The sequence below is a fragment of the Paenarthrobacter nicotinovorans genome (assembly GCF_021919345.1).
Classification (GTDB): Bacteria; Actinomycetota; Actinomycetes; order Actinomycetales; family Micrococcaceae; genus Arthrobacter; species Arthrobacter nicotinovorans.
The window spans coordinates 2,110,677-2,135,893 of the sequence record NZ_CP089293.1; the positions used below are offsets into that span (position 1 = coordinate 2,110,677).

The 25,217-nt window shown below is 62.6% G+C and carries 23 protein-coding genes; 14 read left to right on the plus strand and 9 right to left on the minus strand.

Going from position 1 to position 25,217, the window contains the following annotated elements:
- Positions 1–68: 68 nt before the first annotated feature.
- The 9 genes from rapZ (at position 69) to JMY29_RS09875 (ending at position 8,069) form a co-directional block, all read left to right on the plus strand.
- Positions 69–992 carry an RNase adapter RapZ gene (gene rapZ / locus JMY29_RS09835; protein ID WP_018777552.1) on the plus strand — a complete coding sequence of 308 codons (924 nt, stop codon included), beginning with the start codon at positions 69–71 and terminating at the stop codon, positions 990–992.
- Complete coding sequence (locus JMY29_RS09840; protein ID WP_018777553.1) at positions 992–2,011, plus strand: gluconeogenesis factor YvcK family protein; 1,020 nt, start codon at positions 992–994, stop codon at positions 2,009–2,011. The genes rapZ and JMY29_RS09840 overlap by 1 nt, the downstream gene beginning before the upstream one ends.
- A 9-nt stretch (positions 2,012–2,020) precedes the next feature.
- Positions 2,021–3,001, plus strand: a complete 981-nt coding sequence (gene whiA, locus JMY29_RS09845; RefSeq protein ID WP_018777554.1) for a DNA-binding protein WhiA — start codon at positions 2,021–2,023, stop codon at positions 2,999–3,001.
- Between the two features lie 175 nt (positions 3,002–3,176).
- The gene (locus JMY29_RS09850; RefSeq protein WP_189075590.1) at positions 3,177–3,800 is read left to right on the plus strand and encodes a superoxide dismutase; all 624 of its coding nucleotides are present in this window, start codon (positions 3,177–3,179) and stop codon (positions 3,798–3,800) included.
- A gap of 271 nt (positions 3,801–4,071) precedes the next feature.
- Positions 4,072–5,082 carry a type I glyceraldehyde-3-phosphate dehydrogenase gene (gene gap, locus JMY29_RS09855; protein WP_189075589.1) on the plus strand — a complete coding sequence of 337 codons (1,011 nt, stop codon included), beginning with the start codon at positions 4,072–4,074 and terminating at the stop codon, positions 5,080–5,082.
- A 9-nt stretch (positions 5,083–5,091) separates the two neighbouring features.
- Positions 5,092–6,318: a phosphoglycerate kinase gene (locus JMY29_RS09860; RefSeq protein WP_018777557.1), complete on the plus strand. Its 1,227-nt coding sequence runs from the start codon at positions 5,092–5,094 to the stop codon at positions 6,316–6,318.
- Positions 6,319–6,395: 77 nt separating this feature from the next.
- A complete protein-coding gene (gene tpiA / locus JMY29_RS09865; protein WP_055975693.1) occupies positions 6,396–7,211 on the plus strand; it encodes a triose-phosphate isomerase in 816 nt (271 codons plus the stop codon).
- A gap of 36 nt (positions 7,212–7,247) precedes the next feature.
- Positions 7,248–7,505 (plus strand): preprotein translocase subunit SecG, encoded by a 258-nt coding sequence (gene secG / locus JMY29_RS09870; RefSeq protein WP_018777559.1) that lies wholly within the window; start codon positions 7,248–7,250, stop codon positions 7,503–7,505.
- 168 nt (positions 7,506–7,673) lie between these two features.
- On the plus strand, positions 7,674–8,069 hold the full coding sequence (locus tag JMY29_RS09875; RefSeq protein WP_082499804.1) for an RNA polymerase-binding protein RbpA: 396 nt from the start codon (positions 7,674–7,676) through the stop codon (positions 8,067–8,069).
- Here the strand turns inward: JMY29_RS09875 and pgl are convergent.
- From pgl to tkt, 6 genes are read right to left on the minus strand one after another with little or no spacing between them, the layout of a single operon-like run.
- The gene (gene pgl, locus JMY29_RS09880; RefSeq protein WP_055976065.1) at positions 8,022–8,792 is read right to left on the minus strand and encodes a 6-phosphogluconolactonase; all 771 of its coding nucleotides are present in this window, start codon (positions 8,790–8,792) and stop codon (positions 8,022–8,024) included. The genes JMY29_RS09875 and pgl overlap by 48 nt on opposite strands.
- A gap of 37 nt (positions 8,793–8,829) precedes the next feature.
- Positions 8,830–9,771, minus strand: a complete 942-nt coding sequence (locus tag JMY29_RS09885; protein WP_018777561.1) for a glucose-6-phosphate dehydrogenase assembly protein OpcA — start codon at positions 9,769–9,771, stop codon at positions 8,830–8,832.
- The gene (gene zwf / locus JMY29_RS09890) at positions 9,768–11,324 is read right to left on the minus strand and encodes a glucose-6-phosphate dehydrogenase (protein ID WP_039241219.1); all 1,557 of its coding nucleotides are present in this window, start codon (positions 11,322–11,324) and stop codon (positions 9,768–9,770) included. The genes JMY29_RS09885 and zwf overlap by 4 nt, the downstream gene beginning before the upstream one ends.
- Before the next feature lie 15 nt (positions 11,325–11,339).
- Positions 11,340–12,971, minus strand: coding sequence for a glucose-6-phosphate isomerase (locus JMY29_RS09895; protein ID WP_039241221.1), 1,632 nt, complete (start codon positions 12,969–12,971; stop codon positions 11,340–11,342).
- Between the two features lie 6 nt (positions 12,972–12,977).
- Positions 12,978–14,096 (minus strand): transaldolase, encoded by a 1,119-nt coding sequence (tal, locus tag JMY29_RS09900; protein WP_018777564.1) that lies wholly within the window; start codon positions 14,094–14,096, stop codon positions 12,978–12,980.
- 31 nt (positions 14,097–14,127) lie between these two features.
- A complete protein-coding gene (tkt, locus tag JMY29_RS09905) occupies positions 14,128–16,254 on the minus strand; it encodes a transketolase (protein ID WP_189075588.1) in 2,127 nt (708 codons plus the stop codon).
- Between the two features lie 428 nt (positions 16,255–16,682).
- Between tkt and JMY29_RS09910 the strand changes: the two genes are divergently transcribed.
- The 5 genes from JMY29_RS09910 (at position 16,683) to JMY29_RS09930 (ending at position 22,361) form a co-directional block, all read left to right on the plus strand.
- Complete coding sequence (locus JMY29_RS09910) at positions 16,683–17,645, plus strand: heme o synthase (protein ID WP_018777566.1); 963 nt, start codon at positions 16,683–16,685, stop codon at positions 17,643–17,645.
- Positions 17,646–17,960: 315 nt separating this feature from the next.
- A complete protein-coding gene (locus JMY29_RS09915) occupies positions 17,961–18,341 on the plus strand; it encodes a peptidase inhibitor family I36 protein (protein WP_156369816.1) in 381 nt (126 codons plus the stop codon).
- A gap of 4 nt (positions 18,342–18,345) precedes the next feature.
- On the plus strand, positions 18,346–19,251 hold the full coding sequence (locus tag JMY29_RS09920) for a hypothetical protein (protein ID WP_189075587.1): 906 nt from the start codon (positions 18,346–18,348) through the stop codon (positions 19,249–19,251).
- Between the two features lie 4 nt (positions 19,252–19,255).
- Positions 19,256–20,404 carry a peptidoglycan-binding domain-containing protein gene (locus JMY29_RS09925; RefSeq protein ID WP_079581462.1) on the plus strand — a complete coding sequence of 383 codons (1,149 nt, stop codon included), beginning with the start codon at positions 19,256–19,258 and terminating at the stop codon, positions 20,402–20,404.
- A gap of 10 nt (positions 20,405–20,414) precedes the next feature.
- A complete protein-coding gene (locus JMY29_RS09930) occupies positions 20,415–22,361 on the plus strand; it encodes an ABC transporter ATP-binding protein/permease (RefSeq protein WP_189075586.1) in 1,947 nt (648 codons plus the stop codon).
- A 68-nt stretch (positions 22,362–22,429) separates the two neighbouring features.
- Here the strand turns inward: JMY29_RS09930 and JMY29_RS09935 are convergent, their stop codons facing one another.
- Genes JMY29_RS09935 through JMY29_RS09945 form a run of 3 tightly spaced genes read right to left on the minus strand, consistent with a single transcriptional unit; the run spans position 22,430 to position 25,150 of the window.
- On the minus strand, positions 22,430–23,374 hold the full coding sequence (locus tag JMY29_RS09935) for a COX15/CtaA family protein (RefSeq protein WP_018777571.1): 945 nt from the start codon (positions 23,372–23,374) through the stop codon (positions 22,430–22,432).
- A 49-nt stretch (positions 23,375–23,423) separates the two neighbouring features.
- Positions 23,424–24,188, minus strand: a complete 765-nt coding sequence (locus JMY29_RS09940; RefSeq protein ID WP_018777572.1) for an ABC transporter permease — start codon at positions 24,186–24,188, stop codon at positions 23,424–23,426.
- Positions 24,185–25,150 carry an ABC transporter ATP-binding protein gene (locus tag JMY29_RS09945; protein ID WP_189075585.1) on the minus strand — a complete coding sequence of 322 codons (966 nt, stop codon included), beginning with the start codon at positions 25,148–25,150 and terminating at the stop codon, positions 24,185–24,187. Before JMY29_RS09945 ends, JMY29_RS09940 begins: the two co-directional genes overlap by 4 nt.
- Positions 25,151–25,217: the final 67 nt, after the last annotated feature.

The following is a 25,217-nucleotide window of genomic DNA, read 5'->3' on the forward strand; positions in this document are numbered from 1 at the left end:
GGGTGCTCCGCCGTGTCCGGCGGGTGGCACAGGCAGCTATGACACTTCCGAGGAAACGGGGACAACTGATGGATGAGGCAATGGCTGGGTCCGGCACGGAGCAGGACGGCCTGACGCCAGTCAAGCCACCGGAGGCGGAGCTCCTGGTCGTCACCGGCATGTCGGGAGCGGGGCGCAGCACTGCGTCCGATGCCCTTGAGGACCACGGCTGGTATGTGGTGGACAACCTGCCTCCCCAGATGCTGGGCACCTTGGCTGAGATTGTCTCGCATGCTCCCAAGTCCATTCCCAAACTGGCAGTCGTGGTGGATGTCCGAAGCAAGGATCTCTTCACGGACATCCAAACGGCCCTGGGTGCGTTGAGCGCCAGCGGGATTACTTTCCGCGTGCTGTTCCTCGATGCCAATGATGATGTCCTCGTCCGCCGCTTCGAGCAGGGCCGGCGTCCGCACCCGCTGCAAGGCGGAGGCCGGATCCTCGACGGGATCGGCATCGAGCGGGAGGTCCTGCGCGAACTGCGCGAACACGCCGATGTAGTGCTGGACACCTCGGAGTTCAACGTCCACGGCCTGGCTACCGCCATCACCGAGCTCTTCAGCGACACGGGACCTGTGACTCTGCGGCTCAATGTCATGAGCTTCGGCTTCAAATACGGACTGCCTGTCGACGCAAACTTCGTGGCCGACGCCCGCTTTATCCCCAATCCCCACTGGGTGCCGCAACTCCGTCCCCACACCGGCCTGGACGAGGACGTAAGTGACTACGTGCTCGGCGCAGAGGGCGTGCAGGAATTCGTGGATCGTTACGTCCGGGCCCTGGAGCCTGTTCTGGACGGCTACCGCCAGGAGAACAAGCACTATGCAACCCTTGCCGTTGGCTGCACAGGAGGAAAGCATCGTTCGGTGGCTGTCGCCGTCGAGCTTTCCAAGCGCCTGGCCCAGTTTCCCCGCGTGACCGTAACCACCACCCACCGCGACCTGGGACGTGAGTAGTGGGTGTCCTGACGGGCCCGCTGCCCCTCATACCGCCCAAGGGAGTCCCCGGCAGCCAGCAGAAGAAGAGCCCGTCCGTGGTGGCTCTCGGCGGTGGGCACGGCCTGGCAGCGTCACTTTCGGCCCTCCGGCTGCTTACCTCGGAGCTGACTGCCATTGTCACGGTGGCAGACGACGGCGGATCGTCCGGGCGTCTGCGTGAGGAGTACGGCGTCCTCCCGCCCGGCGATCTGCGGATGGCGCTGAGCGCCCTCTGTGACGACACCGACTGGGGCCGCACCTGGCGTGATGTCATGCAGCATCGTTTCGACGCCGGAGGCAAGGCCAAGGGCGGCTCGTTGGACAACCACGCCATGGGCAACCTCCTCATCGTCACGCTGTGGGAGCTTCTGGGGGATACGGTTGCCGGCCTCAAATGGGCCGGTGCCCTTCTGGGCGCCCGCGGCCAGGTGCTTCCTATGTCCAGCATTCCGTTGACCATCGAGGGCAAGGCACGCACGGAACTTCCCGACGGGAGCCACCAACTGCAGACTGTGCGCGGGCAAGCGAAGTGCGCTGTCGCGGGCAAACTGGAAGAGGTCAAGCTGTTTCCCGAGGATGCCCCGGCATGCACGGAAGCCCTGACGGCAATAGAGCTCGCAGACTGGGTGATCCTTGGACCTGGCTCCTGGTACACCTCCGTGCTGCCCCACTTGCTGCTTCCCGAGCTGCGCCAAGCGCTCGGTGACACCGCCGCCAAGCGTTGCTTGACCATGAATCTGGACGTGGAGACCAAAGAGACCTCCGGCATGACCGCCGCAGACCACCTGGACGTCCTTCGGCGCTACGCCCCGGAGTTCAGTGTGGACGTCGTGCTTGCCGACCCGGCTGCGATCCAGGACCTCAAGGCCTTTGAAAAGGCCGCCGGGATGATCGGAGCCGAAGTGGTGTTGGGTAGAGTAGGGGCGTCGAGGCGCCGCCCAGTCCATGACCCATTGCTGCTGGCAGCGGCTTACCACGATATTTTCGGGAACAGTTAGGAATACGCGATGGCACTTACTGCGTCGGTCAAGGACGAACTGTCCCGGCTGGACATCAAGAAATCTTCGGTCCGCAAGGCAGAGGTCTCTGCAATGTTGCGCTTCGCTGGTGGCTTGCACATCATCTCCGGCCGGATCGTCATCGAGGCAGAAGTCGACCTCGCCTCGACCGCCCGGCGCCTGCGCGCCGCGATCGCCGAGGTCTACGGACATCAGAGCGAGATCATCGTGGTATCCGGGGGAGGCCTGCGCCGCGGGAGCCGCTATGTGGTCCGCGTCGTACGCGACGGAGAGGCTTTGGCACGTCAGACAGGCCTCCTGGATGGCCGTGGACGGCCGGTGCGCGGGCTGCCGTCGGTGGTGGTCAACGGTTCTGCCGCGGACGCTGAAGCCGTGTGGCGCGGAGCATTCCTTGCCCATGGTTCCCTCACCGAGCCAGGGCGGTCCTCGTCCCTGGAGGTGACATGCCCGGGTCCTGAATCCGCGCTTGCGCTGGTGGGCGCTGCCCGCCGTCTGGGCATCCAGGCCAAGGCACGCGAGGTCCGCGGCGTGGACAGGGTGGTCATCCGCGACGGAGACACCATCGCTGCCCTGCTGACCAGGATGGGTGCCCATGACGCGCTCATGGTCTGGGAGGAACGCCGGATGCGGAAGGAAGTCAGGGCTACCGCCAACAGGCTGGCGAACTTTGATGACGCCAACCTGCGCCGCTCGGCCCAGGCTGCAGTGGCGGCCGGTGCCAGGGTGGACCGGGCCCTTGAGATTCTGGGCGACGACGTCCCGGACCACCTCAAGTACGCGGGGGAGCTGCGCGTGGCCCACAAGCAGGCCAGCCTGGATGAACTGGGCCGGCTTGCAGACCCGCCCATGACCAAGGACGCCATTGCCGGGCGCATCCGCCGTCTTCTCGCCATGGCCGATAAGCGTGCTTTGGACCTCGGAATTCCCGGGACTGAGGCAAATGTGACTCCCGAAATGATGGACGAGTAGTAAGCACCCATAGAATCGGGAAAGTGTGGAGGAAATACTGCGAGGCAACTGCTGGTTGACCCCGGTGGAGGCAAGAGCAGTTATCTTCCCCAAGGATTTCCGGCTGGTCCGCCGGTCGGATGAACATAACGAGAGTTACCAAACCGGACGTTAGTCCATTACATTGGAGGATTTCGTGACAGAGTACGTTCTGCCCGAGCTCGGCTACGACTACGCAGCACTTGAGCCGCACATTTCGGCAAAGATCATGGAGCTGCACCACAGCAAGCACCACGCTGCCTACGTTGCAGGCGCCAACAACGCCCTTGCCCAGCTGGCCGAGGCCCGCGACAAGGGTGACTTCGCCAACATCAACCGTCTCTCCAAGGACCTCGCGTTCCACACCGGCGGCCACATCAACCACTCCGTGTTCTGGAACAACATCTCCCCGGACGGCGGCGACAAGCCCGAGGGCGAGCTGGCCGCAGCCATCGATGACGCCTTCGGCTCCTTCGACGCTTTCCGCGCCCAGTTCACAGCAGCCGCTCTGGGCCTGCAGGGCTCCGGCTGGGCCTTCCTGGCCTACGAGCCCATCGGTGGGAACCTCCTCATCGAGCAGCTCTACGACCAGCAGGGCAACGTAGCTGTTGGCACCACCCCGCTGCTGATGCTCGACATGTGGGAGCACGCGTTCTACCTGGACTACGTCAACGTCAAGGCTGACTACGTCAAGGCCTTCTGGAACATCGTCAACTGGGCCGATGTCGCCAAGCGCTTCGAAGCAGCACGCACCAACGCCACGGGCCTCGTCGTCCTGTAGCTGGTGAGCTCCGGTTCACGCCGATGTAACAAAAGTCACTTTTGGCGTGAATTGAAGCGAAATGCTGAAAAGCCTGCCTCCGCAGTTGCGGGGGCAGGCTCAATTAAACGTAAGATGGATCACGGAAGGCGGTTAGCCTTCAGCAACGTGGCTGGTCGCCCTCCGATCTGATAATCACCTCTGCCCAACGACGTGCGGGGTCTGTTAGTTGGAAATATTTGATCCGACTCACTAGGCGTGCTTGCAAGAGCACCAAGGAGATTGACACATAGTGACCACCCGTATTGGTATCAACGGCTTCGGCCGCATCGGCCGTAACTACTTCCGCGCAGCACTGGCCCAGGGCGCAGACCTTGAGATCGTCGCAGTCAACGACCTCACCAGCCCTGAAACCCTCGCCCACCTCCTGAAGTATGACTCCGTCGGTGGACGCCTCGCCCAGACCGTGGAAGTTGTCGATGGAAACCTGGTAGTCGACGGCAAGTCCATCAAGGTGCTTGCCGAGCGCGATCCCGCGAACCTCCCTTGGGGCGATCTCGGCGTCGACATCGTGATCGAATCCACCGGCTTCTTCACCAAGGCCGCAGCAGCGCAGAAGCACATTGATGCCGGGGCCAAGAAGGTCCTCATCTCCGCACCTGCCAGCGACGAAGACATCACCATCGTCATGGGCGTCAACGACGGGCTTTACGACCCCGCGGCGCACAACATCATCTCCAACGCCTCCTGCACCACCAACTGCCTCGGCCCGCTGGCCAAGGTCGTAAACGACGCGTTCGGCATCGAGCGTGGCCTCATGACTACGGTCCACGCCTACACGGCTGACCAGAACCTGCAGGACGGCCCGCACGGCGATCTTCGCCGCGCACGCGCCGCAGCCATCAACATGGTTCCCACCTCAACAGGTGCAGCCAAGGCAATTGGCCTGGTCCTGCCGGAGCTCAAGGGCAAGCTCGACGGCTACGCCATCCGCGTACCGGTCCCCACCGGCTCGGCCACGGACCTCACGGTCACCGTTTCCCGCGAAGTCACGGTTGAGGAAGTCAACGCAGCCGTCAAGGCAGCAGCCGAGTCCGAGCAGTGGGCCGGCATCCTGTCCTACACGGATGCGCCGATCGTTTCGTCGGACATCGTCGGGGACCCGGCGTCGTCCATCTTCGACTCCGGCCTGACCAAGGTCATCGGCAACCAGGTCAAGGTTGTTTCCTGGTATGACAACGAGTGGGGTTACTCCAACCGCCTCGTAGACCTCACGGAGCTCGTTGCATCCAAGCTGGGCTAGGGTAGACACATGACATCTCACACCCTCAACGAACTCATCGCTGAAGGTGTCCGCGGGCGGTACATTCTGGTCAGAAGTGACCTGAATGTGCCGCTCGACGGCTCTACAGTGACCGACGACGGCCGCATCAAGGCCTCCCTCCCGGTCCTCAAGAAGCTCTCGGACGCCGGTGCCCGTGTGCTCGTGACAGCCCACCTCGGACGCCCCAAGGGCGCGCCTGAAGCCAAGTTCTCATTGAAGCCCGCAGTGGAGCGCCTTGCCGAACTCGCTGACTTCAAGGTCCAGCTTGCTGCGGATACAGTCGGTGACTCCGCCAAGGAGCATGCCGCTGCGCTGCAGGACGGCGACGTGCTTGTCCTGGAGAACGTCCGCTTTGACGCCCGCGAAACCAGCAAAGACGACGCCGAACGCGGCGCCTTCGCTGATGAGCTGGTTGCCCTGACGGGCAGCAATGGAGCGTACGTGGACGACGCATTCGGTGCAGTCCACCGCAAGCACGCCAGTGTCTACGACGTCGCCACACGGCTTCCGTCGTATCTCGGTGATCTTGTCCATACCGAGGTGGAAGTTCTGCGGAAACTGACCACTGACACCCAGCGCCCGTATGTCGTGGTTCTTGGCGGGTCCAAGGTCTCCGACAAACTGGCCGTCATCGACAACCTGCTGGGCAAGGCCGACACCATCCTTGTGGGTGGCGGCATGCTGTTCACCTTCCTTGCAGCAGCAGGGCATAAGGTTGCTGGCAGCCTCCTTGAAGAAGACCAGATTCCGGTTGTCCAGGATTACCTCAAGCGTGCTGCCGATGCAGGCACCTCCTTCGTCATTCCAACTGACGTTGTTGTGGCCAGCCGTTTCGCAGCGGATGCTGAGCATGAGGTCGTCAAAGCAGATGCCATCGAGGAGAGCACCTTTGGCGCTTCCGGCATCGGCCTGGATATCGGACCTGAATCAGCGTCGGCTTTCGCTGCCCAGATTGAGGGCGCCAAGACCGTCTTCTGGAACGGCCCCATGGGCGTTTTCGAATTCGAAGCGTTCGCCAATGGCACCCGGGCCATCGCCCAGGCGCTGACGGACACCGTGGCCTTCACTGTGGTGGGTGGCGGCGATTCTGCTGCCGCAGTCCGTACCCTCGGGTTCGAGGATTCGCAGTTCGGCCACATCTCCACAGGTGGCGGCGCCAGCCTTGAATACCTTGAAGGCAAGGAACTTCCCGGCCTGAGCGTCCTGGACCGCTAAAGCAACAAACCGGCCGGCAGGACGCCACTGCGTCCTGCCGGCCGTTCCACATCCCAACGCATTCTTTTGGAGTACATGTGACTACCTCCGCCAACGGCAACTTCGTCCGTAAGCCCTTCATCGCCGGTAACTGGAAGATGAACATGGACCACGTGCAAGGCATCACCTTGCTGCAGAAGCTCGCGTGGACCCTCTCCGACGCCAAGCACGACTACAACCGCGTTGAGGTCGCCGTGTTCCCCCCCTTCACCGATCTGCGCGGAGTCCAAACCCTCGTCCAGGGCGACGAGCTCGACATCGTCTATGGCGGCCAGGATCTTTCGCAGTTCGACTCGGGAGCCTACACGGGCGACATTTCCGGCCAGTTCCTTAACAAGCTGGGATGTTCCTATGTTTTGGTGGGTCACAGCGAGCGACGGACCATCCACAACGAATCGGACGAGGTCCTCAACGCCAAGGTCAAGGCAGCCTTCCGCCATGAGGTCACTCCCGTCCTCTGCGTGGGCGAAGGCCTCGAAATCCGCCAGGCAGGCACCCACGTTGAGCACACTCTCGCGCAGCTGCGTGCGGGGGTTGACGGACTGACTGACGAACAAGCCGCGGATCTCGTCGTGGCTTATGAGCCTGTCTGGGCCATCGGTACCGGTGAGGTAGCGGGCCCGGAGGACGCGCAGGAAATGTGCGCCGCCATCCGCGCAGAACTCGCAGTGCTTTTTAATGACGCTGTCGCGGCCAAGACCCGCTTGCTCTACGGAGGCTCCGTCAAGGCCAACAACGCCGCCGCCATTATGGCTGGAAGAGACGTTGATGGACTGCTTGTGGGTGGCGCCAGCCTGGACCCCGCAGAATTTGCTAACATTGTCAGGTTCGAGAGCCACCTCGTCACGGACTAGTCCGGCTCCCGTTTTCCGCTTCTTCGAAAGGCCGTCGTGGACGTTCTTCAAGTCATTTTGCAGATTCTGCTGGCTATCACCAGCCTTCTGCTGACGCTACTTATCCTCCTGCACAAGGGACGTGGCGGCGGTTTGTCCGACATGTTCGGTGGCGGAATGAGTTCGGGGTTGAGCTCCTCCGGTGTTGCCGAGCGCAACCTGAACCGCTTCACCATCATTCTTGGCGTCACTTGGGGCGTTGTCATCATCGGGTTGGGGCTCATTATGCGCTTCACCTCGGGCGGCGACTCCTAGCAGCCACCGGGTGGGGAGGTTCCTTGACGGGAGCCTCCCCATTTTTGTGTCCGGATCGGCACACAACTACCAGTGCCGCCGTCGGGCCCCTCGCATTAGACTGGCCCTGTTGGCTGTAAAGCTTCCAGGGCCGTGACGGCCGACCACCGAGTCGCTAGGGGTTCGAAAATGGTTCATGGCACGCCAGGTTATCGGGGCACCCGCGTGGGTGTGGCCCAGGGGTCTGAACCCAGAAATCACAGCGACCACGGCCAAGGCGAGCAACTGCCGCGTATTCGGGTTCCCTACTGGTGTGCCAAGGGACACGAAACGCGGCTTGTTTTTCTTAAGCTTCCCGACGAGCAGATCCCGAAGACCTGGGACTGCCCCAAGTGCGGAATGCCCGCTTCACGTGATCCTGAGACTCCAGCCAATCCACGACCGGAAGACGAACTCTTCAAATCCCATCTGGACTACGTTAAAGAAAGACGCTCCAGCCAGGACGCTGAAATTGTCCTGGCCGGAGCGTTGGAAAGACTACGCGCCCGCGGGATCCTTTCGGACCAACTGCTGGGGGACACGTGAGGCTGCGTTCTCGTCAATGAGCCATAGAGTCCTGGTGCGTCCTGCCGGCCCCGCTGCGGGAACCTGGACCGGATTGGCACCGGCCAAAGCCAAGCCCACGGCGCCGGCCTTGTCCTCACCCGCCACCACCATCCAGATTTCCTGAGCGGTATTGATCGCCGGCAATGTCAAAGAAATACGCGACGGCGGGGGCTTGGGCGAGTTTTCGACGCCAACAACGGCGCGGCTCTTCTCGCGGATGCCCGCCTGCTCGGGGAAGAGCGAGGCAATGTGCGCATCCGGTCCTACACCGAGCAGCAGGACATCGAAACGCGGCAGGTTTCCAGGCTGTTCAGGCCTGTCGTCCGACATGTCCGCGGCGTGCTCCGCCTCCGCAGCCGCCTTGAGCTCGGCTTCGTAGGCCGCTGCAGCTTCATCCGCCGTGGCGAATTGATCTGTTGAGCCGGGCTCATGCACCCTGGCCGGGTCCACCTGCAGGTGGGACAAGAGCGCCTGATGGGCCTGGCGGGTGTTCCTGTCGTCGCTGTCAGCGGCAACGAACCGTTCATCCCCCCACCAGAAGTTGACCCTCGACCAGTCCACGGCCGGAGCCGCGGCGGAGTCGGCAACGGCCTTCAGGGTACCGATGCCCACCGTGCCACCGGTGAGCACCACTGTGGCCTCGCCGTGCTTGTCCTGGACATCCACTAGTTTGGTGATGAGTCGCGCCGCGATTGCGGCCATCAACACCTTTGAATCCGGGTGGATGCTTACTCTTGGCTCAGCGTGCACTGGTTTGGACTCTCCTCTGGCTGGTAAGTGGCAGTCCCATCGTAATCACTTCTCCGAAGACTTCGTCCGGATCCAGCCGCCGGAGTTCCTCGGCGAGGCAATCCTTGAGGCTTCGCCGGGGAAGCGTGATACGCTGCGCCGGCTGTCCCGGCTGCGTCAGCTCCGCGACGGACAAGCCCGGACGGAACAGCTGCACGTCACCACTGGCGCGGGTAAGACGAACGCGGCGAATGCCGGTGCCCGCGGGGTCCGCCACAATCGTGACAGGCGCCTGCAGGGCCAAGCTCAGCCATGCCGCCAAGAGCAAGGTGCTGGGGGAGTCCGAGGCACCCTCCACAGCGACGGCGGAGACAGGGTCACCATCCACTTGGTCGAAGACTGCAGCGAGCTGCATGCGCCAATTGGTCAGGCGCGTCCACGCGAGGTCGGTATCGCCGGCCTTGTACGTAGCACGGATGTTCTCCAATGCCAGGCGGGGATCGGGCTCGTTGGCGGAGTCGGTGATGCGGCGGTGCGCAATCCGGCCTATCGAGGTTTCACAGGCGCTCTCCGGGGCTCCGTGCGGCCACCAGGCCACGATCGGAGCGTCCGGCAGGAGGAGAGCCGAAACCAGGGATTCGCTCTCGTGGGCCATGTGCCCGTGGCCGCGCAGGACGATGACTTCCGACGCGCCGGCGTCTCCACCGACGCGGATCTGGGCGTCCAGACGATCGGGGCCTTCAGACCCGGCGTCGGCGAGCACAATGATGCGGCAGGGGTGTTCCCGGCTGGCTTCATTGGCCGCTTCGATGGCTTCTTCTTCCTGCCCGGACTTGGTCACCACAACCAGCGTCAGGACCCGGCCCAAGGCAATCACGCCACCCTGTTCGCGCAGCGACATGATCTTCTTGGAGATCTTGGAAGTAGTGGTATCGGGAAGATCTACGATCATGGCCTTCTCCAGGTTCGTCCGTCACGGGCCAGCAGGGCATCGGCCGATGCCGGTCCCCAGCTGCCGGGTGCGTAGGGTTGCGGTTGCTCATCAAGCCCGGCCCAGTAGTCCTCGAACGGATCCAGGATCTTCCAGGATAGTTCCACTTCCTGATGGCGCGGGAAGAGCGGCGGCTCGCCGAGCAGCACGTCCAGGATCAGACGCTCGTACGCTTCGGGGCTGGACTCTGTGAACGAGTGCCCGTAGCCGAAGTCCATGGTGACATCGCGGACTTCCATCTGCGTGCCCGGCACCTTGGAGCCGAAGCGGATCGTGGCGCCCTCGTCGGGTTGGACACGGATAACTACGGCGTTCTGGCCGAAGTCGTCCTCGCCGTGGTCACGGAAGAGCAGGTTGGGTGCCCTCTTGAAGACCACTGCGATTTCGGTGACGCGGCGGCCCAGGCGCTTTCCGGCGCGCAGGTAGAACGGAACCCCGTTCCACCGGCGGGTATTGATGTCCACGCGGATCGCGGCGTACGTCTCGGTTTTCGAATCTGCCGGGATGCCGTCCTCGTCCAGGTAACCGAGGACTTTCTCGCCGCCTTGCCAACCGCCGGTGAACTGGCCGCGGGCGGAGTGCGTGGAGAGGTCCTCTGGCAATTTAACAGCTGCGAGGACTTTTTCCTTCTCTGCACGCAGGTCATCTGCGTTGAATGAGATCGGCTCTTCCATGGCAGTCAACGCCAGAAGCTGCAACAGGTGGTTCTGGATGACGTCGCGGGCTGCACCCACACCGTCGTAATAGCCTGCGCGGCCACCGGTGCCGATGTCTTCGGCCATGGTGATCTGGACGTGGTCCACGTAGTTGGCATTCCAGAGGGGTTCGAACAGCTGGTTCGCGAAGCGAAGAGCCAGGATGTTCTGGACCGTCTCCTTGCCCAGGTAGTGGTCAATCCTGAACACCGCATCAGGCGGGAACACGGACTCCACGATGTCGTTGAGCTGGCGGGCTGATTCGAGGTCGTGGCCGAACGGCTTCTCGATCACCACACGGCGCCACTGGCCGGGCTGGGCCTGCGCCAAGCCGTGCTTGGAAAGCTGACGACATACCTGCTCGAACGCCTTCGGCGGGATGGACAGGTAGAAGCCGTGGTTGCCACGGGTGCCGCGGGTTTCGTCCAATTCGTCCAGGACATCGCCCAGACGCTCGAAAGCGTCGTCGTCGTCGAACTCGCCCTGAACAAAACGGATACCGGAAGCGAGCTGCTCCCAGACACCTTCGTCGAACTTGGTACGGGCGTGGGCCTTGACGTTTTCCTTGACCTCAGCCGCGAAATCGGCGTTGTCCCAGTCCCGGCGCCCGAATCCCACCAGTGCAAAGCTCGGCGGTAACAGGCCCCGGTTGGCGAGGTCGTAGACCGCCGGCATGAGTTTCTTGCGGGCGAGGTCGCCGGTCACTCCGAAGAAGACCAACGACGACGGCCCGGCGATGCGGTTCAGGCGGCGGTCCCGCGGATCCCGCAAAGGGTTCCGCAGGCCGCCGTTCTTCCTGCCGTTTTCAGTTTCTGGCATGTTTTTCTATGTGCCTTAGCTTTCGAGTGAGCTGGCCTGGCCGGCCAACGCAGCGACGACTTCCTGAAGCTGAGCTACGCCGGCAGCGCGCTCGGTGAGGTGCAGGCGAAGCACAGGGCGGCCATGGCCTTCCAGGACCTGGGCGTCACCGGACGCCTGGGCAGCGATGAGCTGGCCGAAGGTGAACGGACGCTCAGGGATCTCGAGGTCAGTGGACGAGGCCGCGGTGATCTGCAGGAATACACCGATGGCCGGTCCGCCCTTGTGGAACTGGCCGGTCGAGTGCAGGAACCGCGGTCCCCAGCCGAAGGTCACCGGACGGCCCGATACAGCTGCGAGTTCATCCCGGATACCCTCAAGCGGAGCATGGGTGATGCGGTCAAGGTAGGCCTGGACGCTAAGGTAGCCATCCGAGCCAAGCTGGCCGAGCAGGGCCTGCACGGCATCAGTTACCGAATCCGCAGAGCCGAGCCATTCGCCTCCGCGTACTTCCACTGCTCCGTCGGTAAACGCTGCAGGCGTGGGTTCCGGGCGGGCATCCAGCAAGCCGCGTGCAGCCACCTTGGCAGCCTCGACGTCGGGCTGGTCGAACGGGTTGATGCCAAGCAGACGGCCCGCCACGGACGTGGCAAACTCCCACACAAACATCTGGGAAGCAAGCCCGCCGGCAATCGCCACCTCGTTTTCGCGAAGTTCGATGTCGGCATCGGCACTTACCAGACGGACCACCAGGACATCCTCGGCGCCGCCAAGGGCTTCGGGGGAGTCCGGACCGGCAACCACGGGCAGGACACCCGTGCCGAGCTTGCCCGTGGACTCTGCGATGAGCTGTTCAGCCCAGTCAGCAAAGCCAACAATGCCGGAGCCGTCCTCGGCGATGACGATCTTGTTGCGCAAGGGAGAGGTACCACCCAGGGCAATGCCGAGGGCAAGACCGATGTTGTCGGTCGAATCCTCGTTCAGGATCTCGGCTGCTTCTTCTGCTTCATCCAGGAACGCCTGGATATCCACGCCAGCCAGGCCACAAGGGACAAGGCCGAAAGCGGTCAGGGCCGAGAAGCGGCCGCCTACGTTGGGATCCGCGTTGAAAACGGCACGGTAGCCGGCCTCACGGGATGCTTTGTCCAACGGCGAACCAGGGTCTGTGACGATAATGATGCGGCTCTTGGCGTCGATGCCGGCGTCGTTGAACGCCTTCTCGAAGACCCTGCGCTGCGAGTCGGTCTCTACGGTGGAACCTGATTTGGAAGAGACAACGATGGCAGTTTCAGCCAAACGGTCCGCCAGCGCTGCACTGACCTGTTCAGGGTCGGTGCTGTCCAGCACAGTCAGCTCGACGCCAGCGGTGCCGGCAATGACCTCGGGAGCCAAAGAGGACCCACCCATGCCACACAGGACAATGCGCGAGACGCCTTCGGCCCGAAGGGCATCACGAAGCTCCAGGATGTCGCCAACCAGGGACTGGGAAACCGTGGCCGCTTCTACCCAACCGAGACGGATGGCCGCCTCAGACTCCGCGTCGGGACCCCACAGTGTGTGGTCCTTGGCAAAGATGCGGGTGGCGATCCTGTCTTCGACCAGGCCGTCAATGTGCTTGGCGATGGCTTGCTGCGCAGCACCGCTGGCGTCGTAACTGAGTGTGCTCATGGTCGCTTAGGAGGCCTTCCGTGCGGTGACGAGTGCGCCTTCGACGTCGGCGAGGAGTTCCTTCCAGGAGCCCACGAACTTCTCGAGGCCTTCGGTCTCAAGAAGGGTCACGACGTCGTTGTAGGAGACGCCCAGCGCTTCGAGGGCGTTGAGGGTCTCGTTCGCTTCGTCGTACGTCCCGGTGATGGTGTCGCCGGTGACCACACCGTGGTCGAACGTGGCATCGAGGGTCTTTTCGGGCATGGTGTTCACTACGCCCGCAGCAACGAGCTCCGTGACGTAGAGGGTGTCCGGGTAAGCGGGGTCCTTCACGCCGGTGGAAGCCCACAGAGGACGCTGGGGGAGTGCGCCGGCCTCAGCCAGAACTGCCCAGCGCTCGGTGGAGAAGAGCTCTTCGTAGACCTGATAGGCCAGACGTGCATTGGCAACGCCGGCCTTGCCCTTGAGTGCTTTGGCTTCTTCGGTTCCGATGGCATCCAGGCGCTTGTCGATCTCGCTGTCCACGCGGGAGACGAAGAACGAGGCAACGGAGTGGATCTTGGAGAGGTCGTGGCCGTTTTCCTTGGCCTGCTCCAGGCCGGACTGGAAAGCGTTGATGACGGCGCGGTAGCGCTCCAAGGAGAAGATCAGAGTGACATTGACGCTGATGCCCTCGGCCAGGGTGGCCGTGATGGCCTCGAGGCCCTCCAAGGTAGCCGGGATCTTGATGTGGACGTTGTCCTTGTTGACCTTCGCGTAGAGGTGCTTGGCCTCGGCGATGGTGCCCTCGGTGTCCCAGGCAAGGCGGGGGTCCACCTCGATGGAAACGCGGCCGTCGACACCGTTGGTGGCCGCGGCAATCGGGGCGAAGAGATCGCAGGCATCGGCGACATCGGTCGTGGTGATTTCGAAGATGGTCTCTTCGACGCTGGCCCCGGCTTCCGCCTTGGCCGCGATGGTTGCGTCATAGTCCGTGCCGGAGGTGATCGCGGCGTGGAAGATGGACGGGTTGGTGGTGACACCAACAACGTTCTTTTCGTCGATGAGCTTCTGCAGAGTGCCCGTTTCCAGGCGGGTGCGGGAGAGGTCGTCGAGCCAGATCGAAACGCCGGCGTCGGAAAGCTGCTGCGTGGGAGTTGTAGACATGTGGTTTCTCCTGTTGTGAGGTATCAGGCTGTTACGCGTTGGCGTCTGCGAGGGAGTCCTTGGCTGCAGCGGCGACGGCTTCGGCGGTGATGCCGAATTCGTTGAAGAGCCGCTTGTAGTCAGCCGAGGCGCCGAAGTGCTCCAGGGAGATCGAACGGCCGGCGTCGCCGACGAATTCGCGCCATCCAAGGGCAAGGCCGGCTTCGACGGAAACACGGGCCTTGACGGCCGCCGGCAGCACGGATTCGCGGTAGGCCTCGTCCTGCTTGTTGAACCATTCAACGCAGGGCATGGACACGACGCGAGCTGCGATGCCTTCTGCTTGGAGGGCTTCGCGGGCCTGGACTGCGAGCTGGACTTCCGAGCCGGTGCCGATCAGGATGACCTGTGCGTCAACGGTCTCGCCGTCCTTGGAGGCTTCGGCCAGGACGTAACCGCCCTTGGCAACGCCTGCGGTGGAAGCGAAGGTGTCACCGGCGGCTTCACCTTCGCCGCGGGCGTAGGTGGGGATGTTCTGGCGGGTCAGCACAATGCCGGCGGGGTTTTCGTGGTTCTCCAGCATGGCCTTCCATGCAGCGGAGACCTCGTTGGCATCGCCCGGGCGGACAACGTCCAGGCCCGGGATGGCACGCAAGGAAGCGAGCTGCTCCACCGGCTGGTGGGTAGGTCCGTCTTCGCCCAAACCGATGGAGTCGTGCGTCCACACATACAGGGACGGAACGCCCATCAGTGCGCCGAGACGGATAGCCGGGCGCTGGTAGTCGCTGAAGATCAGGAACGTGCCGGAGAACGCGCGGGTGCGTCCGTGCAGGGAAATGCCGTTCACGATCGAGGCGGCAGCGTGCTCACGGATACCGAAGTGCAGGACACGTCCGTACGGGTTGCCCTTCCAGGCATCCGTGGAGCGCGAGGTCGGGATGAACGACGGCGAGCCTTCGATGGTGGTGTTGTTCGACTCGGCGAGGTCTGCCGAACCGCCCCAAAGCTCAGGAAGGACCGGACCGATGGCGTTGAGGACCTTGCCCGATGCCGCACGGGTGGAAACGTCCTTGCCGGCTTCGAAGACAGGAAGCGCAGCGTCAAGCTCGGCCGGCAACTTCTTCGCTTCGACGCGCTCGAGCAGGGCAGCGGCATCCGGGTTGGCAGACTGCCATGCCTCGAACGATGCCTGCCATGCGGCCCGGGACTCGGCACCGCGGTCAAGGACCTTGCGGGCGTGGGCCAGGACTTCTTCGTCAACGTCGAAGGACTTGGCCGGATCGAAGCCGAGCACGCTCTTCAATGCAGTGACTTCTTCGGCACCCAGGGCAGAGCCGTGGATCTTGCCCGTGTTCTGCTTCTTCGGGGCCGGGTAGCCAATGATGGTGCGCAGCGAGATGATGGACGGCTTGTTCGTCTCGGCCTTGGCAGCCAGAAGTGCCGAGTACAGTTCCTGCACGTCTTCGACGTATTCGCCGGTCTTGGTCCAGTCAACGCGCTGGGTGTGCCAGCCGTAGGCCTCGTAGCGCTTGAGGACGTCTTCGGTGAAGGCGATGTCGGTGTCGTCTTCGATGGAGATGTGGTTCTCGTCGTAGATCACAACGAGGTTGCCCAGTTCCTGGTGTCCGGCAAGCGAGGATGCCTCGGAAGTGACACCTTCCTGCAGGTCGCCGTCGGAAGCGATGACCCAGATGGTGTGGTCGAACGGCGACTCGCCGGCGGGAGCATCGGCGTCGAACAATCCACGCTGGCGACGCTGCGAGTAGGCGAAGCCGACGGCCGAAGCCAGGCCCTGGCCCAGCGGGCCGGTGGTGATTTCCACGCCGGCGGTGTGCTTGTACTCCGGGTGGCCCGGGGTCAGCGAACCCCAGGTACGCAGTGCTTCAAGGTCCTTCAGCTCCAGGCCGTAGCCGGAAAGGAACAACTGGATGTAAAGGGTCAGCGACGTGTGACCGGGGGACAGCACGAAGCGGTCGCGGCCCAGCCAGTCCGGGTTCTTCGGATCGTGGCGCATCAGCTTCTGGAACAGCAGGTATGCTGCCGGAGCCAAGCTCATCGCCGTGCCGGGGTGGCCGTTTCCGACCTTCTCCACGGCATCAGCAGCCAACACGCGAACGGTGTCAACAGCCTTCTTGTCCAGATCGGTCCATGACAGTTCTTGCTCTTCCAAATGTGGCACGAAAACCGAGCCCCTCTCTGTGCTGACGGCAGGCGTATGGACACGGCACGCAGGAAGCACAGGATGGCGCCCGCTGCAATGTGTCTACCAGCCGTTCACCATTGAAACGTTGATCTCTCATCCAGACCCACGGATATCCGAGAATACGGTTTCCCGGATGATCAACGTGTGCTGTTCTGCTCAACAGCTTAGCCCCAAACGTGTCATGGAACTCAGGGAATCCCACTAACTGGACAGAAATTCCCTTATATGAATCACGATTGCCCCCGGGAGCAGTGAAGATTCGGAAACATTGGCGTATTTTGCGGACATCGGGCCTCTTCCGGCCACGGTATGATATTTGGAGGCCACCAGCGGTTCATGCGCCCGTGTTTGCTTTCGAAAGCCGGGACGACATCCGCTGCGAGAACCCCAGAGCATAGAACAGAGTGACTGCCGCCGTGAGCACAACTGATACGCCCGTCAACGCTTCCCCGGCCCGGGGAAGCATCGGAACTTCCCGTAAATTAAAGGCGTATCTGGCTCTGACCAAACCCCGTGTCATCGAGCTGCTCCTGGTCAGCACCCTGCCCACCATGATCTTTGCGCAGCGCGGCTTCCCCTCCATCGGCCTGATCCTGGCAACCCTCGTCGGCGGCGCCTTCGCAGCCGGCAGCGCCGGTGTGTTCAACTGCTACATCGACCGCGACATCGACAAACTGATGCACCGCACCGAAAAGCGCCCGCTGGTGACAGGCGAAGTCTCCCCCCGGGAAGCCCTCGTTTTCGCTTGGATCCTTGGTGCCGCGTCCATCGCCATCCTGTGGTTCGGCGCAAACCCGCTTTCCGCCTGGCTTGGACTTGGCGCCATCGTGTTCTACGTGGTCATCTACACGATGATCCTCAAGCGCCGCACAGCCCAGAACATTGTCTGGGGCGGCGCGGCGGGCTGCTTCCCGGTCCTCATTGCCTGGGCCGCGGTCACCAACACTGTCGAATGGCCCGCAATCGTCCTCTTCATGGTCATCTTCCTGTGGACGCCTCCGCACTACTGGCCCCTGTCCATGCGTTACGGCGAGGATTACCGCAACGCCAAGGTACCCATGCTCGGTGCGATCGCCGGTGCCAAGGTCGTTTCGGTGCAGGTAGTCCTCTACGCCTGGGCCATGGTTGCCTGTTCGCTGCTGATGATTCCGGTCGGAGGCGCGGGCTGGGTCTACACGATCGTTGCTGTGGCCGCCGGTGCATGGTTCCTCTACGAAAGTCACGCCCTCTACAAGCGTGCGCAGGGCGGCGATGTCTCCAACAAGGGCGCCATGAAGGTCTTCCACGGCTCCATCAGCTACCTGACACTCCTCTTCATCGCCTTGGCTGTGGATCCGTTCATCGGTTCCCCGATCATCGGCGGCTAAGTCCACCGCTCCGTCCGGCAGCAATATCCGACGACGTCGGCACTCACCTGAGTGCCGACGTCGTTCCGTTTCCCCCATCGCTCGCTCACATCCCTACCGCTTGAGCTCATCGCTCGCTCACATCCCGACCGCTTGGACCCATCGCTGAGCACCTAGATGGAGTGCTCACACCACCTATTTTGGCGATCTGACCACTCAAAGTTGATGAAATCACCACCTAGATAAGCCTCTTTTGCGTCTAGGTGGTGCCTTTGGAGACCTACCGTTCGTGGAGGAACAAAGTTGTTCCGATTCAAATCGAGCATTGGGGAAACCATGAAAGCCGTACTTCGCACGATGGGTGTTTTGGCAGTAGCGTCAGCCTCGGTCCTGACAGGAGTAAGCGCAGCCCAAGCCGCCCCAGCTTGCTCAACGGCCAGGGTGTGCCTCTATGACAACTATTGGTTCACAGGAACCCAACGCACCTTCGGCTGGGTAACTTCCTACGTCGGCAACGCCGCAAATGACCAAGCCAGTTCCTTGGTAGTTGGGCCGCCGTCAGACTGGGCCTCGCCCTACGTGTACTTCTATCGGGATGCCAACTATGACGGCCACGCCATAATTTTCCGGGGCGGCAACGCAATGAATGATCTGCGTGGCAGTGCCATGATTCCCGGCGTGAATTGGGATGACGAAATCTCAAGTGTTTGGGGCTGAGTTCTTGAGGACCCGGGACGTTGGTCTCGCCGCGGTTTTTGCTGTCATCGTCACGATAGTGGCTCTGTTGGGAGCAGCTTGTTCAGCACCTCCAGCTTCACCGCCAGACCGCGGTTCCGATGGCAGCCTTCCGATCGTCGACCGTTCTGACGGAGCGGGGGCAAGGGCTTCTCTCAACGAGATCACCGGCGAAGTCCTCCTCCCCATGAGCAGCTATTGGTACTCGGATCGAGAGAACCTCATCGTTAACACCGCGGTCGCATTCCTTATCTACGATTGCGTCGAAGATGCGGGCTTCGGCGGGGCTCCGCGGGGTGGAGCCGGTAAGGCACTGCAGGACCGCAGTTACGGTCAGTGGTCCCGGGCCCTTGCCGCGAGGAACGGGTTCAGCCCGGAAATCCGCAAAATCCCGGGCGTGCTGGACGCGCAGCCCGAGCGATCTCCCGTCACTGCACGACAACAGGAAGCCGAAACCAAATGCTACAACTCTGTTGGACGGGCGGGGTTTCCGGAGCTCCTCGAAGGATTGGCCGTCGATCAGTCGGTTCAGAACAGGATAGTTCAGACTTCCTTGGCCTTAACTGATCGAGACCCGGATTACCTGTCATATCGGCGGGCATGGGAGGACTGCGTGGCGGCCAAGGGTTTGAAGCTCGCCGGCTCGGATTCGTGGTCTTTCCAAGGCGCAGCGTCCAAAGAAGAGGAAGTTCGGATGGCATTGCTTGATGTCGAATGCAAGGACTCCAGCGGCGGGGCACAGCTTCCGTATGACATCCTCGCGCAGTACGAGGCCGCGCAAATGAAGGACCATCAGGCCGAGCTCAATGAAGTCGCTAGCCAGAAAGCTGCATCCGTCGAACGGGCCAAGCAGGTGCTGAGGGACCACGGCGTGGCCGATGCCAAGCTCTGAAACCATGCAGAACCCTGAAACCCAGCTCAACTCTGCAATGCGGCGCATTCCGCGATGGTGGCTCCTCCCGTGCGTCTTGGTGCTGGTAGTGGGCGGGCTGGGGGCCGCCTACTGGGCAGGTATCAGCGCGGCGGAGAGTGCCGAGTCACCTCAGGCCTCCCAGCAAACGGTTCCTGTATCCGCCACTGTGGAGAGGCGCGCCGTCATAAAGCAGGTCGTCTTGTCCGGCAAGGTCGTCCCTGGGACACAGTCAGCCATCAAGGCTGCCGCCTCCAGCGGAATTGCCCGCCTGGTGGTGACGTCTGCTGCCAAGTCACCTGGCGACGAGCTCCTGCCTGGGCAACTTGTGGCCGTCGTCTCCGGCCGCCCACTCCTTGTCATGCCGTCCGCCGTCCCGCTCTACCGGGACATTTCACCGGGTCAGTCCGGGCCTGACGTCAAAGGTCTCCAGGAGGCGCTCACCAATTTTGGATTTCCTGTGCCCGCCAGCGGTGTATTCGACCACGGAACCCAGCTGGCACTCTCCAATTGGTACCTGGCTGCTGGCTCAAAGGCGCCCACGGAGGTGTCGGCCGATAATCATGGCGACGATACCAACACCTCGGCCGTCATCTTCCGCTGGCAGGAATTCGTCCAGATCCCTGGCGATGTTGGAAAGATCGCAACTATTGCACAACCGGGAACTGTCCTCGGAGAGGACGGCATCGTCGCCAACGTAACCATCGCCCCTGACACCATCGTCGCGCGTGCCGACGTGCTGCAGGCGGAGTCATTCCCCGTGGGTGCAGCTGTGACAGTCCGTGCCGGATCGGCAACCCTTGACACAAAGGTTGCCGGAGTAAGTGCTTTCATCGCAGGAGGAAAAGACAGCAGCGACATTCCGGGAAAGGACATAACGCTGCCGCTGACGGCCGGCAGTGCAGGGTTTTCGTCCGGGCAGACACTAACGGTCACTGCCATCACCGCGGCCCCTGAAACCTTGGCGGTCCCTCTGATCGCAATCCGTCAGGAGCGAGGCAGTGCCTTCGTTGAGGTTGAGGCCGGCCCAGATGTCCGACGCGTGGATGTCTCTGTGACGGGCCAAGCCGACGGGTGGGCTGCCCTGGCAGATGTCCCGTCCATTGCGGAAGGGGATCATGTCCGACTCCCATGATCGAACAACTGTGCCTGAACCAGCAAAGTGCGACCCGAACGGTCGGCCGGCGCTCCTAAGCCTGCGTGGGGTCACCCGCTCCTTTTCGGGAACGGAAGCGCTCAGAAGCATCGACCTGGATATCCATGCGGGGGAATTTGTAGCGATCGTGGGACTTTCAGGTTCCGGCAAGTCGACGCTCCTCAACATCCTGGGCCTTTTGGATACGGCGACCAGCGGCACCTACCTCCTTAGCTGCGCGAACACGGCAGGATTCAACGAGGGCCAACGCGCTGAAAGCAGGGCCCGTACATTTGGATTTGTCTTTCAGGACTCCCATGTGGTGGGACGCGACTCAACAGCACGCAACGCCACGCTGGGTCTTCGCGCCCGGGGGATAAAGGCGGCGCTTCAGAAATCGCTGGTCTGGCCGCAATTACATCGTTTTGGCCTCGACCATCGCGTGGGAACACCGGCGGCGATGCTCTCTGGCGGTGAACGGCAACGGCTCGCAATCGCCCGCGCTGTCGTCGGTGATCCAGACGTTATCCTCGCTGACGAGCCCACTGGAAGCCTCGACACAGCCAACGGCGCGATTGTGCTGCAGCACTTACGCGAGCTTCACGAGGGCGGGACCACCGTCATCATGGTCACTCATGATCCGGGCATTGCCGCCTCCGCAGACAGAGTCATCACGATGCGGGACGGCCAGGTGATCAGTGATACAGGAGCGGCGATCCGTCAAGCGACGGCGACGGACGCACAGGTTTCCCCATCCGCGTCCGCCCTCAAGCGTCAGCGCATAAGTGAGTTCACCGACCTCGTTGCCGAGGCACTCTCCGCCCTTACCGGACGACCCGGGAAGGCACTGCTCTTGATTCTGGCTTTTCTCATCGGCAGCGGTGGCTTGGTCGCAGCCATCGGTCTTAGCGAAAGCGCCGCCGTTAAGGTCGCGGACCGCATTGACGACGCCGCCAGCGATGAAGTCCGAGTAAACCGCGACGGCGGATACCCATCCTGGGATGCGGTCCGATCCGACCTCGGACGAGCAAAGCAGCTTAAGGGAGTCCGGGGAGGCGGAATTGTCGCCGAGCTATCGGCTTCGGTTGTCCTCCCGTCAACCTTCCGCCCAGGCACTTTTCCTGATCAACCCGTATTTGGTGGGGCAGTCAGAGTGGCGGACTCCGGCTATCTGGCGATACAAGGCGCAACGGTTTCGTTCGGTGACCCGGCCCTGCTCGATCAATCATTTGGTGGTCCAGTGGCATTTATCGGTCGAGGAGCAGCGCAGGATCTGGGCATCGGCACCCCGGGGCCCGGCGCCGTCGTCTGGCTCTTTGGGCAACCTGTTCCGGTGGTCGGCCTCATTACGGACCCGGGACGGGACCCCATTCTGACCGAAGCTGTGGTGGTGGGACTCGGATCCTATTCCGTCACAGACAGAATGGCGGCCAGCCTGGTTTTGCGCACGGACCCCGGAATGCCTGCCGCAATTGCGGAGGCAATTCCCAAGGCGCTAAATCCCACCGAAACGGGCGCCGTCAAGATTGAGACGGTAGCTGACCTACGCGAACTCAAGCAAGGAATCAATTCGGATCTCGGCCGACTGGTAGCGATAGTCTCTGTCGTCCTGTTGGCCATCGCGTGCCTCAGCGCAGGCACGACGATGTATCTCGGAGTGACAGCGAGGTTCAATGAGATCGCCTTGAGGCGGGCCCTCGGTATGCGGCGCTGGCCGCTGGGCTGCATGTTTCTCCTGGAAGGGGCCATCGTCGGGGCGATCGGCGGCGCAGCAGGGGCCGCCATTGGAATGGCCGCTGTCCTTAGCTATGCGGCGAGTGAGGGCTGGGTGCCGGCCATTCCAGGGTTTGCCGCACTCTGGGGAATCGGCGCAGGCACCCTGAGCGGCACCATCGCTGCCGCGTACCCTGCCCTCGTTGCATCCAGGGCCGACCCAGCCCAGTTGATTCGCCTCTAGCCACTGGCAGGTAACCAGCTACCAGAAGCGCGTTACCCGAGGGCATGTTCCCAACCCGACAAGTACGCCTAGCCGACCGGACTGTGTTTGGCGACGTCCGCTGCATTCGTGGCAGCGCTCATCAGCAGCGCAGCGCCCAGCATGTGCGCGCCCACCAGAAGCGCCGGAATGCCGTTGTAGTACTGGGTGAAGCCAATGACTGCCTGCAGCAACGTCACGCCCAGCAAGAGGAAGGCAGCAGTGCGGAACGGACCACTGATCCTGCGCCGGACCACCAGGAACACGGCGAGGAGGGTGCCGGCCGTGATGAGGTAGGCGGGAATGGCGTGGATGTGTGAGAAGAGATCCCAGTCGAGGTCATTCCTGGGCGCGTCCGCATCGCCGGCGTGCGGGCCGGCTCCTGTAACTACGACGCCGAGCATGACAGCGATAGCGGAGAACACGGCAACCGCCATCATCAGGGGACGAGTTACTGAAGGTAGTGCCGGCAGGGTCCTGTTCATGAATCGGCCCGTTCGCCCGTAGGCCCTGTTGACCAGCAAAGTTGCGAAGACAACCAGTGCCATGGATACCAGGAAATGCAGGCCCACAACCCAGGGGTTGAGGTTGGAGAGCACGGTGATCCCGCCAATAATGGCCTGCGCCGGGATGCTGGCAAGAAGGCCAAGTGCCAGGAGGAAGAGGTCCCGGCGCTGCTTGCGGAGGTTCCACAGGTACACCAGCATGAGCGCGGCGACGGCGGCCAGGGCGAAGGTGAGCAGGCGGTTGCCGAACTCAATGAAACCGTGGATGCCCATTTCGGGGGTATTGACCAAGGAGTCGTTGGTGCAGCGGGGCCATGTAGGGCAGCCCAAACCGGATGCCGTAAGCCGTACGGCGCCCCCTGTCACCACCAGGATGGTCTGCCCGATGAGCGACAGCAACGCCAAGCGACGTACGGCCGAGTTGACCTCGGTGGGCAGTTTGGATGTCCATTGCTGGACGGTTTTCGGGAGGCGGGATGCCGTGCTCACAGTTTTCTCACTTCTTAGTTCTGCTCGGATCAGTTTTGCTCGGATTTGCTTAGTTCCATTTGAACCAGCGGATGGCCGCGCCGCCTGCCAGCACGGTCCACAGCAGCAGGATCACAACGGCAGACAAGGGAATGGTGCCCTGAAGGAAGGCATCCCTCAGTCCTTGCCCAAGTGCCCCGGAAGGCAGGAAATGCACAATGCCCTGCAGAACCGCCGGCAGGCGATCGGCCGGTACGACGATTCCGCCCAGCGCACCCAGCAGGATCCAGAGCAAATTGGTAATGGCGAGCGTAGCCTCGGGCCGCACAGTGCCGGCCACCAGCAAACCGAGAGCCGTGAAAGCTGCTGCGCCAAGGACGAGCAGGCCCAGCCCGGGAAGCCAGGCTTCCGGGCGTGGCTGCCATCCAAGGAAACCTGCCACGGCGCCAACCACCAGGACCTGGAGGGCAAGGACCACCAGCACGGCAAGGATCTTCCCTGCAATGAGGCCGCCCCTGCCAAGCGGGGTGGTGGAGAGGAAGCGGAGCACCCCGTAGCGGCGATCAAATCCTGTGGCAATGCCTTGTCCGGTAAACGCGGTGGACATGGCGCAAAGAGCCAGGATGCCCGGCGTAGCGGTATCTACCCGCGAGGGACCGAGACCGTCCAGCAGCGGGGTCACCACCAGGCCCACCAAGGCCATCAGCGGCAGGACGATGGCGAGGATGAGCTGTTCACCGTTGCGCAGCATGGTGATGGTTTCGTACCGTCCTTGCTGCATGATGCGGCGGGGCAGGGACGCCGGACCTGCGTTGGGAGCGAGGAGGCCGGTCATCGGAGGTCCCTTCCGGAGATGTCGAGGAAGACGTCCTCGAGGCTTCGTGATTCCAGGCGCAGCGATGCAGGCATGATGTTCCGTTCCGCCCACCAGGCAGTCAGCCCGGCGAGGTCAGCGGGAGTTATGGCGCCGGCAATGGCGTAACTTCCGGAGCGGGACTCGGTGATGCGGAGCCCGGCTCCCACGACGCTTGCGAAGTCGAGACCTGCAGGAGCATCGAAGTACAGAGTCCGGTCTGACGCTCCGGATTCGGCGGAGTGGTCATGCCTGAGGAGTTCAGCCACTGTCCCTTCCGCCACGTTGTGTCCGCCGTCGATGATGTAGACGTAGTCCGCAAGCCGCTCGGCGTCGTCCATCAGATGCGTGGTGAGAACGATTCCCATGCCCGCGTCCCGCAGTTCGGCAATAAGTTCGAACACCATTTGCCGCGACTGCGGATCGAGCCCGGCACTGGGCTCATCAAGGAACAGGATCTCCGGGTTTCCAACGAGGGCCGCCGCCAAAGCCAGCCGTTGCTTTTGACCCCCGGAAAGACGCCGCACCCCGGTCCTGCTGAACTGGTTGATGCCCAGCCGCTCCACCAGGGCATCGACGTTCATGGGGTTCTTGTACATGCCGGCCACGTGGCGCAACAGCGGGATCGGACGGGCCGACGGCGGCAGGCCACCGTCCTGGAGCATCACGCCTACCCGGGCGCGCAGTTCAGCACCTGCAGTATCCGGATCCGCCCCCAGAAGGGTGATGGAGCCACCGGTTCGCTTCTGCAGGCCCTGGGCACACTCCAGCGTGGTGGTCTTGCCGGCCCCGTTCGCACCAAGAAGTGCGGTTACCTGGCCACGCTCTGCCACCAGGGACAGTCCACTGACCACCCGTAACATTTTGCCGTCGAGGGAGGCCAAAGGGCCTACATCCTTGATGAGTCCGTCTATGGTGAGGACAGGAGATTCGGGTGAGCGCACCAAAGTATTCTACGTGAAGTAGTCCGGTCACACTTGGCGCGGAGCCAAGGTCAGTCTTGCCTTACTG

Coding starts and splice junctions, on each gene's coding strand:
- JMY29_RS09925 (WP_079581462.1), top strand. CDS start 19,256: ATGCAGAACCCTGAAACCCAGCTCAACTCTGCAATGCGGCGCATTCCG.
- rapZ (WP_018777552.1), top strand. CDS start 69: ATGGATGAGGCAATGGCTGGGTCCGGCACGGAGCAGGACGGCCTGACG.
- JMY29_RS09875 (WP_082499804.1), top strand. CDS start 7,674: ATGGTTCATGGCACGCCAGGTTATCGGGGCACCCGCGTGGGTGTGGCC.
- JMY29_RS09860 (WP_018777557.1), top strand. CDS start 5,092: ATGACATCTCACACCCTCAACGAACTCATCGCTGAAGGTGTCCGCGGG.
- JMY29_RS09940 (WP_018777572.1), bottom strand. CDS start 24,188: ATGACCGGCCTCCTCGCTCCCAACGCAGGTCCGGCGTCCCTGCCCCGC.
- tal (WP_018777564.1), bottom strand. CDS start 14,096: ATGTCTACAACTCCCACGCAGCAGCTTTCCGACGCCGGCGTTTCGATC.
- JMY29_RS09885 (WP_018777561.1), bottom strand. CDS start 9,771: ATGATCGTAGATCTTCCCGATACCACTACTTCCAAGATCTCCAAGAAG.
- JMY29_RS09915 (WP_156369816.1), top strand. CDS start 17,961: ATGAAAGCCGTACTTCGCACGATGGGTGTTTTGGCAGTAGCGTCAGCC.
- zwf (WP_039241219.1), bottom strand. CDS start 11,324: ATGCCAGAAACTGAAAACGGCAGGAAGAACGGCGGCCTGCGGAACCCT.
- pgl (WP_055976065.1), bottom strand. CDS start 8,792: ATGGCCGCAATCGCGGCGCGACTCATCACCAAACTAGTGGATGTCCAG.
- JMY29_RS09895 (WP_039241221.1), bottom strand. CDS start 12,971: ATGAGCACACTCAGTTACGACGCCAGCGGTGCTGCGCAGCAAGCCATC.
- whiA (WP_018777554.1), top strand. CDS start 2,021: ATGGCACTTACTGCGTCGGTCAAGGACGAACTGTCCCGGCTGGACATC.